General features: G+C 70.5%; 12 protein-coding genes. 3 read left to right on the forward strand and 9 right to left on the reverse strand.

Annotated elements, in window-relative coordinates:
* Positions 1-97: 97 nt before the first annotated feature.
* The 4 genes from ABZS64_RS05790 to ABZS64_RS05805 form a co-directional block, all read right to left on the reverse strand.
* Entirely contained in the window at positions 98-1,087 is a 990-nt protein-coding gene (locus tag ABZS64_RS05790; protein ID WP_355823635.1) for a malate dehydrogenase, read from the reverse strand.
* Positions 1,088-1,239: 152 nt separating this feature from the next.
* Positions 1,240-2,301, reverse strand: a complete 1,062-nt coding sequence (locus tag ABZS64_RS05795) for a DUF2690 domain-containing protein (protein WP_355823638.1) — start codon at positions 2,299-2,301, stop codon at positions 1,240-1,242.
* Between the two features lie 400 nt (positions 2,302-2,701).
* Positions 2,702-3,490 carry a helix-turn-helix domain-containing protein gene (locus ABZS64_RS05800; protein WP_355823641.1) on the reverse strand — a complete coding sequence of 263 codons (789 nt, stop codon included), beginning with the start codon at positions 3,488-3,490 and terminating at the stop codon, positions 2,702-2,704.
* A complete protein-coding gene (locus ABZS64_RS05805; protein WP_355823644.1) occupies positions 3,487-4,293 on the reverse strand; it encodes a peptidoglycan-binding protein in 807 nt (268 codons plus the stop codon). Before ABZS64_RS05805 ends, ABZS64_RS05800 begins: the two co-directional genes overlap by 4 nt.
* Positions 4,294-4,613: 320 nt before the next feature.
* On the opposite strand from ABZS64_RS05805, the gene ABZS64_RS05810 reads away from it, so the two are divergent.
* A complete protein-coding gene (locus tag ABZS64_RS05810; RefSeq protein ID WP_355823647.1) occupies positions 4,614-4,988 on the forward strand; it encodes a peptidoglycan-binding domain-containing protein in 375 nt (124 codons plus the stop codon).
* An 87-nt stretch (positions 4,989-5,075) separates the two neighbouring features.
* Here the strand turns inward: ABZS64_RS05810 and ABZS64_RS05815 are convergent, their stop codons facing one another.
* From ABZS64_RS05815 to ABZS64_RS05825, 3 genes are all read right to left on the reverse strand, one after another.
* Positions 5,076-6,296: an NADP-dependent isocitrate dehydrogenase gene (locus tag ABZS64_RS05815; RefSeq protein ID WP_355823650.1), complete on the reverse strand. Its 1,221-nt coding sequence runs from the start codon at positions 6,294-6,296 to the stop codon at positions 5,076-5,078.
* A gap of 65 nt (positions 6,297-6,361) precedes the next feature.
* Positions 6,362-6,985, reverse strand: a complete 624-nt coding sequence (locus ABZS64_RS05820; RefSeq protein WP_355823653.1) for a DUF3017 domain-containing protein — start codon at positions 6,983-6,985, stop codon at positions 6,362-6,364.
* A 4-nt stretch (positions 6,986-6,989) separates the two neighbouring features.
* Positions 6,990-7,856 carry a bifunctional methylenetetrahydrofolate dehydrogenase/methenyltetrahydrofolate cyclohydrolase gene (locus ABZS64_RS05825; RefSeq protein WP_355823656.1) on the reverse strand — a complete coding sequence of 289 codons (867 nt, stop codon included), beginning with the start codon at positions 7,854-7,856 and terminating at the stop codon, positions 6,990-6,992.
* 253 nt (positions 7,857-8,109) lie between these two features.
* On the opposite strand from ABZS64_RS05825, the gene ABZS64_RS05830 reads away from it, so the two are divergent.
* The gene (locus ABZS64_RS05830) at positions 8,110-8,688 is read left to right on the forward strand and encodes a hypothetical protein (protein ID WP_355823658.1); all 579 of its coding nucleotides are present in this window, start codon (positions 8,110-8,112) and stop codon (positions 8,686-8,688) included.
* A gap of 114 nt (positions 8,689-8,802) precedes the next feature.
* Here ABZS64_RS05830 and purH read toward each other — a convergent pair whose 3' ends face one another.
* Both purH and purN read right to left on the reverse strand, forming a co-directional pair.
* Entirely contained in the window at positions 8,803-10,365 is a 1,563-nt protein-coding gene (gene purH, locus ABZS64_RS05835) for a bifunctional phosphoribosylaminoimidazolecarboxamide formyltransferase/IMP cyclohydrolase (RefSeq protein ID WP_355823661.1), read from the reverse strand.
* Positions 10,362-11,042, reverse strand: coding sequence for a phosphoribosylglycinamide formyltransferase (gene purN / locus ABZS64_RS05840; protein ID WP_355823664.1), 681 nt, complete (start codon positions 11,040-11,042; stop codon positions 10,362-10,364). Before purN ends, purH begins: the two co-directional genes overlap by 4 nt.
* Positions 11,043-11,239: 197 nt before the next feature.
* Between purN and ABZS64_RS05845 the strand changes: the two genes are divergently transcribed.
* Positions 11,240-12,013 (forward strand): hypothetical protein, encoded by a 774-nt coding sequence (locus ABZS64_RS05845; RefSeq protein WP_355823667.1) that lies wholly within the window; start codon positions 11,240-11,242, stop codon positions 12,011-12,013.
* Positions 12,014-12,340: the final 327 nt, after the last annotated feature.

Raw genomic sequence — 12,340 nt, forward strand, 5'->3', positions numbered from 1 at the left:
GCGCAGTTCCCTCGGAAACGGAACAGCCCCCGGCGGCCTTGCGGCTGCCGGGGGCATTCGAGCCCGTACGGAGACGGATCACCCGTACGGAGACGGATCAGATGAGGCCGAGCTCGCGGACCGCCGCGCGCTCCTCCTCCAGCTCCTTCACCGACGCGTCGATGCGCGCACGCGAGAAGTCGTTGATGTCCAGGCCCTGGACGATCTCGTACGTGCCGTTCTTCGTGGTGACCGGGAAGGACGAGATCAGGCCCTCCGGGACGCCGTAGGAGCCGTCCGACGGGATGCCCATCGAGGTCCAGTCGCCGTCCGCCGTGCCGTTGACCCAGGTGTGGACGTGGTCGATCGCGGCGTTCGCGGCCGAGGCGGCGGAGGACGCGCCGCGGGCCTCGATGATCGCGGCGCCGCGCTTGGCGACGGTCGGGATGAACTCCTCGGCCAGCCACTTCTCGTCGCTGACGACCTCGGCGGCGTTCTTGCCGGCCACCGTCGCGTGGAAGATGTCCGGGTACTGGGTCGCCGAGTGGTTGCCCCAGATGGTGAGGCGCTTGATGTCGGAGACCGGGGCGCCGGTCTTCTTCGACAGCTGCGACAGCGCGCGGTTGTGGTCGAGGCGGGTCATCGCGGTGAAGCGCTCGGCCGGTACGTCCGGGGCCGCGGCCTGCGCGATGAGCGCGTTGGTGTTGGCCGGGTTGCCGACGACCAGGACCTTGATGTCATCCGCGGCGTTGTCGTTGATGGCCTTGCCCTGCGGCTTGAAGATGCCGCCGTTGGCGGAGAGGAGGTCGCCGCGCTCCATGCCCTTCGTCCGCGGACGGGCGCCGACGAGCAGGGCCACGTTGGCGCCGTCGAACGCGACGTTCGGGTCGTCGGTGATCTCGATCCCGCGCAGCAGCGGGAAGGCGCAGTCGTCGAGCTCCATCGCGGTGCCCTCGGCGGCCTTCAGGCCCTGCGGGATTTCGAGCAGACGCAGCTTGACCGGCACATCCGCGCCGAGCAGGTGGCCGGAGGCGATGCGGAAGAGCAGCGCGTAGCCGATCTGGCCGGCCGCGCCGGTCACGGTGACGTTGACGGGAGTGCGGGTCATGGCGATCTCCGTAAGACAGCTGGCGGTAGGGGTCCCTGCCCCTGGTGCTGGACATCTCCCATGATCGATCGGTGTCTCGACATGAAGAGATATCCAGCGGTCAGGCTATCCGACCCCGGACCCTGCCAACCTACGCCCCCTTGTGGCACGGATCACTGCGGCGTGGTGCAGCCCTTGACGCCTGTCGTGAGCGTCGCGCAGGCCTTGGCATCGGCCGGCGCGGTCACCGCGGTCATCGGCGTGTACGCGTCGTTGTCGGCATTCACGAGGCCGTTCTGCGCGCCCTTGCCACCCTCGCTGATCTGCACCGTGTCGCCGGGCGTCGCCCTGGTGATACGGGCCCAGGCCGCCTGGCATGTCTTGCTGTAGCGGACCTCGACGAACGCGTTGCCCACGGTCGCGGACGAGACGGTCTTGGCGAGTGCGCCGCCGCAGCCCATCGCCTCCGGGTCCTGGCCCGTGCAGTCCTTGCCGCTGCACTTCACCCCGGCGGGCAGCGGCGGGCTGCTGGTGGCCGGGGATTCGGAGGGGGACTTGGCTACGGGCTTGTTGTCGCCGTCCCCGCCCAGGTCGGTCAGGAGCACGGCCGCGGCGATCACCAGCAGCGCCCCGACGAGACCGGCCAGGAACATGGCGACCTTGCGCTTGCCGCGTCCCTGGTCGGGGGACGGGGCGGAGGGCGGTACGGAGGGTATGGATCCCGCCACGGCCGACGGGCCCTGGTAGCCCGGTCCGCCAAGGCCGCCCGATGCGCTCTGCGTCGGTACGTATGACGGACTTTGCGGCTCCGGGTCCCGGCGGCCAACGCCCGGGTCCGCGGGCGCGGCCGTGCGGCCGCCCGGGCGGCCGGTCGCGGTGCCCGCCGGGGCAGGCCCGAACTCCCCCAGCGCAGCCCGCGCCTGGGAGATCCGTATCGCCTCCATCGTCATGTCGTGGCGCATCTCGGCCCGGCTCCAGGCGCGCTCCGCGAGCTCCCACATGGTGGTCAGATGCATCTGGTTCGTGCCGGTCACCTCGGCCAGCGCGACGATCGCGCCCTTGGGCGCGAGCAGCCGCCCGTTCAGATACCGCTCCCAGGACGTCTTGCTGTATCCGGTGCGGTCCGCCACCGCGGCGATACCGAGCCCGCTGCGGTCGACCAGCCGGCGCAGCTGGCTGGTGAATTCCCTGACCTGCGGGTCCAGCTCCTCCGGCAGTGCCTTCCAACGAGGCATGTGCTTCCCCCCTTGTCCCCCGAACGTGCCTGATGTGCCCCGCGCTGTCCTGACCCCCTGCGGTGTCCCCCGGGAGTCCGTGTACCGGACTACCCAGTGGGATGCGCAGGGCCAGGATGTCAGTTCCTGATATCGGTGTGCACGGGAGCATTCGGGACGGATGGCGCGCCCCGTTGTGCGCCCCGCCCCGGCTGCCGCCCCAGTCTCCCACCCGTAGCGGAACGATCACACCGTGGCGGAACGGTCACTTCCGTGCCACAGGCCCCTGGCCTCCCTTGTCCCTGCTTGGCGCGTCCATGACTCTTGAAACACGACGGCGCCCGTCCTCCCTCGGGGGAGAGGACGGGCGCTGTCGGCGTTTACGGGCAGGTCACTTATGGGCTTACGGGTGGGGCCGGGTTCAGCCGAAGCACTCCCGCACGCCACCGGACGCCGGTTCCAGACAGACACGCGCCCCCGCCGGATCATCGGCCGCGGCCATCGGGGTCGCGCGATAGCGCCCGGTGCCTCGCGGGCCGTCCGCCGTCAACTCCTGCGCGTGGCCGCCCCGCAGAGTGAGTACGACCCGGTCCCCCTCCCGCAGACCGGTCGCCCCCGCCCACACCGCGCGGCAGGGGCCGCCGTAGCGGATCTCCAGACGCTGCCCGCCGGATGCCGTCCCGGCCACAGGTGTCGTCGCCATCCCCGAGCCGCCGCAGCCCATGCGCGCCGGGTCCTTGCCCTCGCACTCCGGTCCGCGGCACCCGGCCCGGGACGGAGGCGGGTCGGCATGCCGCTCGACCGGTGTGGTGCCCCGGCCCATGAGCAGTCCCAGAGCGGCGGCGAGGGCGACGGCGGCCGCGGCGAGTACGCCGGGTGCCGCGGGCCACTGCCGGGGGCCGCGCGGCGCCGCCGGCCGTTCCTCACGGGGCTCCTCCACGGGAGGCTTCGCGTCACGTGCGGCGGCCGAACGGGCGCGGCCGCTCCACACCGCGTCCGCCAGTTCCCAGAGCGCCAGCAGCCGTCCTGAAGGCTCGCCCGCGAGCGCGCACAGCGCCTCAACCGCCTGCCGGGGCACGGGCTTCTTCCCGTTGAGGTAGCGCTCCCACGACGATTTACTGTACGGGGTACGAGCGGCAAGACCGGCCAGACTCAGCTGCGTGCGCTTCCGTAACTCCCGTAATTCTGCAGCGAGTTGACTGCCACTCACCGGCGTAGCTCCCCCCAGGTGTCCGGCCCCACGACGCCGTCGGCGTCCAGGCCGCGCCGCTTCTGGAAGGACACCACGGCCCCCTTCGTGCGCTCGCCGTACACCCCGTCGACGTCCCCGGGGTTGAACCCGTGCCAGTCCAGCAGGCATTGGGCCTCCACCACGTCCCAGCCGGAGCTGTTGGCGTCGAGCAGGATCTCGCGTGCGGTGCTGTGTCCGGCTCGCAGGCCGCCTTCCTCGCGTTCGATCCGGCAGGGGTACGTACGTCCCGGCCGGTATCCGGAATCCGCGGCCGGGGCGGCGTCCATGACCGGGCCTCGCGACTGCCCCCAGGCGCCTCCGGTGAACAGCCCGGCTCCGAAGGCGACAAGCACCGCGGCGGCCGAGACGGCGAGCATCCGCCGCACCGGCACCGTGCGCACGGAACGCGCGTCCGCAATCGCCTCACTCGCTTCGGGCGGCACACCGGCCGTGTCCGGCACGGGAGTCGATGATTCGGGAGCCCGCGATTCGGGAGTTGACGGTTCGGGCGGCCCGAACCCTCTCTCCCGTTCGGCGACGTCCCACAGGACGAGCAGCCGCGTCGGCTCGACCTGGCACACCCGCGCCAGCTCCTCCACCGCATCACGCGGCGCGGGCTTCTTCCCGTTGAGATACCGCTCCCACGAGGAGCGGCTGTAACTGGTCCGCGCCGCGAGCGCGGCCAGACTCAGTCCACTGTGATCCTTCAACCGACGTAGCTGTACAACGAGTTGATGTTCTCGTTCGTCCAGCGACGAAGGCAGCTCTTTCCAACGCGACATGACGTGTCCCCGTACGCGTCAGCAATCCCCCCGAGGCGCTCGCGCCTCCTTCGACCCGCAAGACGAACTCTCGCAGATCCGGGTTGCGGCCTTGCGGTGCCTTGGCGCGTTCCCTCCACCGCCGGTGCCCCGCCGGGTGTCCCACGTACGCCGCACGGGACACGGCGTCCCAGCAGGTCGGCGCGTGGGACGTCCCGCGCTTCCCCAGGACGGCGACTGCCCCTGGAAGCAGGCGAACTTGGCGCAGCACAGTCGTTGCCGCACGGCAGGCGGCGCGGCACATTCCGCGCCGCCTCGTACTTCTGGAGGGGAAACGCACCATGAAGGCTCGTAAGCGCATCGCACTCTTCGTCGCCGCCGCCGCACTCGGCAGCGGCATCGCCCTCATGCCCTCGGCCGCCGGCGCCGCGGACACCGGCGGCGTGAGCATCACCGGCTCACGCGGCTGCAACTACACCGACGCCCAGCCGACGATCAGGCGCGGCTCCAAGGGCGCGGCCGTCAGGCAGGCGCAGTGTCTGCTGAAGACGTGGAACGTCGACATCGGCCCCGCCGGGGTCGACGGGGACTTCGGCCCGACCACCGACAGGGCGGTCCGCGAGTTCCAGGGCCGGATCAAGGACATCTGCAACATGCCCGTCGACGGCATCGTCGGCCCGAAGACCTGGAGCGCGCTGAAGAACCCCCTCTGCTGAGGCTCGGGCAGACGCGGACAGGGAAGCGCCCGTCCACCCCTCGGAGGGTGGACGGGCGCCGTCGGTCCGTGTCCCGCGGCCGCGGCCTCAGCCTGCGGCCATCTTCTTCTGCAGATTGGCGTCGAGCACGTCCAGGAACTGCTCCGTGGTCTGCCACGGGGCGTCCTTGGAGATCAGCAGCGCCAGGTCCTTCGTCATCCTGCCGCTCTCGACGGTCTCGATGCAGACCTGCTCCAGGGTCTCCGCGAACCTGGTGACCTCGGGAGTGCCGTCCAGCTTGCCGCGGTGGGCGAGACCGCGGGTCCAGGCGAAGATCGACGCGATCGGGTTGGTCGATGTCGCCCTGCCCTGCTGGTGCTGGCGGTAGTGGCGGGTGACCGTGCCGTGCGCGGCCTCGGCCTCCACGGTCTTGCCGTCGGGAGACATGAGGACCGAGGTCATCAGGCCGAGCGAGCCGAAGCCCTGCGCGACGATGTCGGACTGGACGTCGCCGTCGTAGTTCTTGCAGGCCCAGACGTAGCCGCCCTCCCACTTGAGTGCCGCGGCGACCATGTCGTCGATCAGGCGGTGCTCGTAGGTCAGACCGGCCTTGTCGAAGTCGGTCTTGAACTCGGCGTCGAAGATCTCCTGGAAGATGTCCTTGAAGCGGCCGTCGTACTTCTTGAGGATCGTGTTCTTCGTGGACATGTAGACGGGGAAGTCGCGGGCCAGGCCGTAGCGGAACGAGGCGCGTGCGAAGTCGCGGATCGAGTCGTCGTGGTTGTACATACCGAGCGCGACACCGGGGCCCGGGAATTCGTGGACCTCCAGCTCGATCGGCTCGGAGCCGTCCTTCGGGGTGAAGGTCATGGTGAGGGTGCCCGGGCCCGGGACCTTCAGGTCGGTGGCGCGGTACTGGTCGCCGAAGGCGTGACGGCCGACGACGATCGGCTTGGTCCAGCCCGGCACGAGCCGCGGCACGTTCTCCATGATGATCGGCTCGCGGAAGATCACGCCGCCGAGGATGTTGCGGATCGTGCCGTTCGGCGAGCGGTACATCGCCTTGAGGTTGAACTCCTCGACCCGCGCCTCGTCCGGCGTGATGGTCGCGCACTTCACGCCGACGCCGTACTCCTTGATGGCGTTGGCGGCGTCGACGGTCACCTGGTCGTTGGTGGCGTCGCGGTGCTCCATGCCCAGGTCGAAGTATTTCAGCTCGACATCGAGGTACGGGAGGATCAGTTTGTCCTTGATGAAGGACCAGATGATGCGGGTCATCTCGTCGCCGTCGAGCTCGACGACCGGGTTGGCTACCTTGATCTTGGCCATGAGGTGGAACGTCCCTCTCACGCGTCGATGGATCCCGACATCAAGGTACTCGACGTGAGCGCCTGCTAACGCACAGTGAAGTGGACGGCGTCCTCCAGGAACGGGACGTCCAGCCAGGGCTTCGGCTGGGTCACGAGCGCGATCAGCACGATCAGAGTGCCGAGCAGTCCGTACGTGACCATGTCGGTGAAGCGGGAGCGCACGGCGAGCATCCCGACGGAGGGCAGAGTCCGTCGCATGACGGCGCCGGTGAGCAGGGCTACACCGATGAGGATCGTGCCGACACGGAAGGCGTCGGCGAATGCGTCGGTGCCGACGATGACGAGCCCGAGCCCGGCCAGGGCAAGAACGGTGAGCAGGGGCCACTGCCGCGCCGGCGCCGAGGCATCCCCGGACGCGGCCCGCCCCCCGCCTTCGGGCCGGGCGGTGTCCCGCGTGAGGGACGGCGGCCGCCGGGAGGGGGCTTTGGGGGCGGGGTCGGGGTCGCCGGCACCCGTTCCCGTATCGGCGTCCGTACCCGTATCGCCTTCGGGGTCCTCAGACGTGGGACGGGGGTGGACCGCGTTCGACAGGACAGCCGCGGCCGCCACGTCCGGTGCAGGCTCTTCCGCGCGGTCCGGCCCGGGCCCGGGGGCCGCGCCCGCCCCGCCGCCCGCCTGCTCGGACTCGTCGTTCGTGCGTACGCCCATGGGCTCAGCCCTTCGCATCGAGAGCCGCGCGCTCGGCCGCCTCGACCACGTTGACCAGCAGCTGCGCGCGGGTCATCGGGCCGACGCCGCCGGGGTTCGGCGAGATCCAGCCCGCGACCTCCGCGACGCCCGGGTGGACGTCTCCGGCGATCTTGCCGTCCGCGTCACGGCTGACGCCGACGTCGAGGACCGCGGCCCCCGGCTTGACGTCCTCGGGCTTGATGATGTGCTGCACACCGGCCGCCGACACGATGATGTCGGCCTGCCTCAGATGCATGGACAGATCACGCGTACCGGTGTGGCACTGCGTCACCGTCGCGTTCTCGGACTTGCGGGTCAGCAGCAGCGGCAGGGAGCGCCCCACCGTGATGCCCCGGCCCAGGACCACGATGTGCGCGCCCTTGATCTCGACGCCGTGGTGGCGGAGCAGCTGGATGATGCCGTTCGGTGTGCACGGCAGCGGCCCCTCGATGCCCAGCACCAGCCGCCCGAGGCTCATCGGGTGCAGCCCGTCCGCGTCCTTGGCCGGGTCCATCAGCTCGAGCACCTTGTTGGTGTCGATGTGCTTGGGCAGCGGGAGTTGGACGATGTAGCCGGTGCACTCGGGGTTGTCGTTGAGCTCGCGGACGACCGCTTCGATCTCGTCCTGCGAAGCGGTGTCCGGCAGTTCGCGCTGGATCGAGGCGATGCCGACCTGCGCGCAGTCGCGGTGCTTGCCGTTGACGTACCACCGGCTGCCGGGGTCGTCCCCGACGAGCAGCGTCCCGAGGCCGGGGGTGATGCCCCGATCGGTGAGGGCCGCCACGCGGGCGGTCAGGTCGGACTTGATCGCGGCTGCGGTGGCCTTGCCATCGAGAATCTGGGCAGTCATGCACCCATCCTCGCGGATGGACCCGCCCCGGTTCCAATTCGGCCCCGTTCCGGCACCTCTCGCCCCCCGGCAAACAGAAGGGGAGGTTGCACTTGCACAACACATACGGATCCCGACTGGACAAAAAGTCGACGTTAATACGACGATGAGCCGCGCAGTACCGCGGCAGTGTTGGGGGGCCAAACCGCTGATCTCGTGACGTTCCTCCGCTCGGACCGCATCGTCCCCGCACTTTCAACGGAGGAATCCCGCCATGAGCTTCGGCGACCCGAACAACCCGTACGGCCAGCAGCAGGGCGGCCAGCCGGGCTACGGCTACCCGCAGGGTCAGCCCCAGCCCCAGGGTCAGCCAGGTTACGGCTACCCGCAGGCGCCGCCGGCCGCGCCGTACGGCGGCGGCTACGCGGGCGGCCCCACGGAGATGCCGGGCATCACCAAGGCGGCCCGCATCTTCCTGTACGTGATCGTCGTCTGCCAGGTCATCGTCTCCGGCATCTACGCCTACACGCTGTCGAAGTTCGACGACGCCACGGACAACTCCGGGCTCAGCAGCTCCGACGCCCAGACCTTCGCCAACCTCGGCAAGGGCGTCATCGGCTTCTTCATGGTGCTCGCCCTGGTGTTCGCCGCGCTCGGCCTGGTGCTGGCGCTGAAGTACGCCAGCGGTGAGAACGGCGTCCGCGTCTGCTCCATCGTCTACGGCGCGTTCGCCATCATCAGCGGCATCTTCACGATCCCGGTCGGCATCATCACGTTCATCGTGGCGATCCTGCTGGTCGTGTTCGCGTCCAAGAGCGCGACCGCCGAGTGGTTCCGGCGCCCGCGCCACTGAGGCCCGTTCGCCGCACGAACACTGCACGTGCGCAGCACGAAGGCCGTAACCCACGCCGAAACCGGCGGGCTTACGGCCTTCGGTCTTTCCCAGGTCGGGTCAGGTCAGGTCAGCTCAGTGGAAGAAGTGGCGCGTGCCCGTGAAGTACATCGTCACGCCCGCCTTCTTCGCCGCCTCGACCACCAGCTCGTCCCGTACCGAACCGCCCGGCTGCACCACGGCCTTGACGCCCGCCGCGGTCAGGATCTCCAGGCCGTCCGGGAACGGGAAGAACGCGTCCGACGCCGCGTACGAGCCCTGGGCCCGTTCCGCTCCCGCACGCTCGACCGCGAGCTTCGCGGAGTCGACGCGGTTGACCTGGCCCATGCCGACGCCGACCGACGCGCCGTCCTTCGCAAGCAGGATCGCGTTCGACTTGACCGCGCGGCACGCCCTCCACGCGAAGGAGAGCTCCGCCAGCTCGCCGGCGTTCAGCGCCTCGCCCGTGGCGAGCGTCCAGTTCGACGCGTCGTCACCGTCGGCCTGGAGCCGGTCGGTGACCTGGAGCAGTGCGCCGCCGTCGATCGGCTTGAGCTCGACCGGGTTGGCGGGTACGCCCTCGGCGACGAGCACGCGGATGTTCTTCTTGCGGGCGAGGATCTCGACCGCGCCGTCCTCGTAGCCCGGCGCGACGATGACCTCCGTGAAGATCTCCGCGACCTGCTCCGCCATCTCTTTGGAGACCGGGCGGTTGACCGCGATCACACCGCCGAACGCGGACAGCGGGTCGCAGGCGTGCGCCTTGCGGTGCGCATCGGCGACGTCCGCACCGACCGCGATGCCGCACGGGTTCGCGTGCTTGATGATCGCGACGCACGGCTCGGTGTGGTCGTACGCGGCACGACGAGCGGCGTCGGTGTCCGTGTAGTTGTTGTACGACATCTCCTTGCCGTGGAGCTGCTCGGCCTCGGCGAGGCCGCCATTGCCGTTCACGTACAGCGCGGCGCCCTGGTGCGGGTTCTCGCCGTAGCGCAGTACGTTCTCGCGCTCCCAGGTGGCACCGAGGAAGTCGGGGAAGTTCGACTCGTCGGCCGGGGCGTAGGAGCTCGCGAACCAGGAGGCGACGGCCACGTCGTACGCGGCGGTGTGCTGGAAGGCCTCGGCGGCCAGCCGCTTGCGGGCGGTCAGGTCGAAGCCGCCCTCCTTCACGGCGGCCAGGACGTCCTCGTAGCGCGCGGGGCTGGTGACCACCGCGACGGAGGGGTGGTTCTTGGCGGCGGCACGGACCATGGAGGGCCCGCCGATGTCGATCTGCTCGACGCACTCGTCGGGGGTGGCGCCCGAGGCGACGGTCTCCCGGAAGGGGTACAGGTTCACGACCACGAGGTCGAAGGGCTCGACACCCAGCTCGGCGAGCTGCTGGCGGTGCGACTCCAGGCGCAGGTCGGCGAGGATCCCGGCGTGCACGCGCGGGTGCAGCGTCTTGACCCGGCCGTCCAGACACTCGGGGAAGCCGGTCAGCTCCTCGACCTTGGTGACCGGCACCCCGGCCGCGGCGATCTTCGCGGCGGTGGAACCGGTGGAGACCAGCTCGACGCCCGCCTCGTGCAGCCCGCGGGCGAGGTCCTCGAGACCCGTCTTGTCATACACACTGACCAGCGCTCGCCGGATGGCTCGCTTCGCAGTCTCAACAGTCACGGGAAAACTACCTTTCGTCCCTCAATGCGGTAGCCGTTACGGGCCAGACGCCCCACGACATCGACGAGCAGCCGTCGCTCGATTTCCTTGATGCGCTCATGAAGAGCGACTTCGTCGTCCTCGTCCCGGACCTCGACCACGCCCTGCGCGATGATCGGGCCGGTGTCGACGCCGTCGTCGACGAAGTGGACGGTGCACCCGGTGACCTTGGCTCCGTACGCGAGCGCGTCGCGCACGCCGTGGGCCCCGGGGAAGCTGGGCAGCAGGGCGGGATGCGTATTCACGAACCGTCCGCCGAAGCGGGCGAGGAATTCCTTGCCCACGATCTTCATGAAGCCGGCCGAGACGACGAGATCCGGTTCGTACGCGGCGGTGGCCTGGGCGAGCGCCAGGTCCCACGCCTCGCGAGTCTCGTAGTCCTTCACCTTGCACACGAAGGTGGGGAGCCCGGCGCGCTCGGCGCGCTCGAGACCGGCGATCTCGGCCCGGTCGGCGCCGACGGCGACGACACGGGCGCCGAAGCCCTGCGGGTCCTCGTCGATGGCGTCGAGCAGAGCCTGCAGATTCGTACCGGACCCGGAAACCAGGACCACGAGGCGGGCCGGTCGGGCAGAGGGGGGCGGGGAGGCCACGGCGGGTCTCTTTCTCGCGTTGCTGTTCGGCGTTTGTGCGGTCATACGAACGAATCGCGCCCCGCGATACGGGGAACTCTACGAAGGGGCCGACCGTCAGCAACGATACCGGCACACAGAACGGCCCCCACGGGACGGGGGCGTGGCCGGGAGGTAGCGTCTGGGGACAGCACCCGTCCCCCGACGGGCACGACGACACAAGACCCCATGTGCGCTGGGTCTGAGGGGAAGACGTTCACCAGATGCCGGACCGACGCCGCCGTACGGACCTCCTGTTGCCGCGGGAGCGCCAGTCCACGGACGACAGCAATCCCTTCGCGCCGCCGCCGGAGGGCAGGCCGGACCAGCCCTGGCAGCCGCGCCGCCCGGCGAACGACGGCAACTCCGACGAATCGTCGTCCCGCCCGTCCGACTCCTCGGGCGACCCGGCCGACCGCCCGGCCTGGGGCAGCCAGTGGAGCAGCCGCCAGCCGGGCCGCTCCTCGGGCGGCGGCTTCGGCGGCCGCCCCAGCGGCCAGGGTGGCCAGAACGGCGACAACGGCCAGAACGGCGGCGGCAAGCAGGGCCAGGACGGCGGCTCCCCCGGCGGCCTGAAGTGGGACCCGACGGACCCGGCCCAGCGGCGGGCGCGGTATGCGCTGCTGTCGGGCATGTGGGCGTTCTTCTTCGCGCTCTTCGACTTCCCGGAGATCGCACTGCTGCTGGGCGCGCTGGCGCTGTACTGGAGCATCAGCTCCCTGCGGGCCAAGCCCCAACGCCGCGCCGCGGACCCGACATCCCCGCCGCCGCGCCCGTCGTCGCCGACCCCCCCGAGCAAGCCCCAGCTGACGGCGGCGGTGAGTGGCCTGGTGATGGCGAGCATCGCACTGGTGATCGTGGCGGCGTCGTTCACGGCGCAGCTGGTCTACCGGGACTACTACACGTGCGTGAACGACGCACTGACGAAGTCGGGCCAGCTGGCCTGCAACGACTTGCTGCCGGATCCGCTGCGCGGAGTGATCGGCGTCAAGGAGTAGGGGCACTGGGGTCAGGCCGGTCGCCTGCGTCACGAAGCCGCCGCGAGCCGCGGCCAGTTACCGGCGACGCCCCGGGCCCGGGCGCCTGCGGCGCGAGGCTGTCGCGTCCCGGCCGACGCGGCCTGCGGCGCGAAGCTGCGCAACCTTGCGGGGGCCTCGCCCCGGTTTCCCTCCGCCCCAACAGGGCGGCGCAGCCGCCCCCGGGCCAGTCCTGCGGCGCGAAGCTGTCGCACCCTCCCCGGGGGCGGGGGGCCTCGCCCCCGGTTCGCCCCCCGATCAGGGCGGCACAGCCGCGTCCCCGAGCCGGGGCCTGGGCGCCGACCCCCG

The organism is Streptomyces sp. NPDC005408 (assembly GCF_040606445.1).
Classification (GTDB): Bacteria; Actinomycetota; Actinomycetes; order Streptomycetales; family Streptomycetaceae; genus Streptomyces.

Excerpts from the sequence above, each read along its gene's own strand:
- ABZS64_RS05790 (WP_355823635.1), bottom strand. The coding sequence starts at position 1,087 with ATGACCCGCACTCCCGTCAACGTCACCGTGACCGGCGCGGCCGGCCAG.
- ABZS64_RS05795 (WP_355823638.1), bottom strand. The coding sequence starts at position 2,301 with ATGCCTCGTTGGAAGGCACTGCCGGAGGAGCTGGACCCGCAGGTCAGG.
- ABZS64_RS05805 (WP_355823644.1), bottom strand. The coding sequence starts at position 4,293 with ATGTCGCGTTGGAAAGAGCTGCCTTCGTCGCTGGACGAACGAGAACAT.
- ABZS64_RS05810 (WP_355823647.1), top strand. The coding sequence starts at position 4,614 with ATGAAGGCTCGTAAGCGCATCGCACTCTTCGTCGCCGCCGCCGCACTC.
- ABZS64_RS05815 (WP_355823650.1), bottom strand. The coding sequence starts at position 6,296 with ATGGCCAAGATCAAGGTAGCCAACCCGGTCGTCGAGCTCGACGGCGAC.
- ABZS64_RS05820 (WP_355823653.1), bottom strand. The coding sequence starts at position 6,985 with ATGGGCGTACGCACGAACGACGAGTCCGAGCAGGCGGGCGGCGGGGCG.
- ABZS64_RS05825 (WP_355823656.1), bottom strand. The coding sequence starts at position 7,856 with ATGACTGCCCAGATTCTCGATGGCAAGGCCACCGCAGCCGCGATCAAG.
- ABZS64_RS05830 (WP_355823658.1), top strand. The coding sequence starts at position 8,110 with ATGAGCTTCGGCGACCCGAACAACCCGTACGGCCAGCAGCAGGGCGGC.
- purN (WP_355823664.1), bottom strand. The coding sequence starts at position 11,042 with ATGACCGCACAAACGCCGAACAGCAACGCGAGAAAGAGACCCGCCGTG.
- ABZS64_RS05845 (WP_355823667.1), top strand. The coding sequence starts at position 11,240 with ATGCCGGACCGACGCCGCCGTACGGACCTCCTGTTGCCGCGGGAGCGC.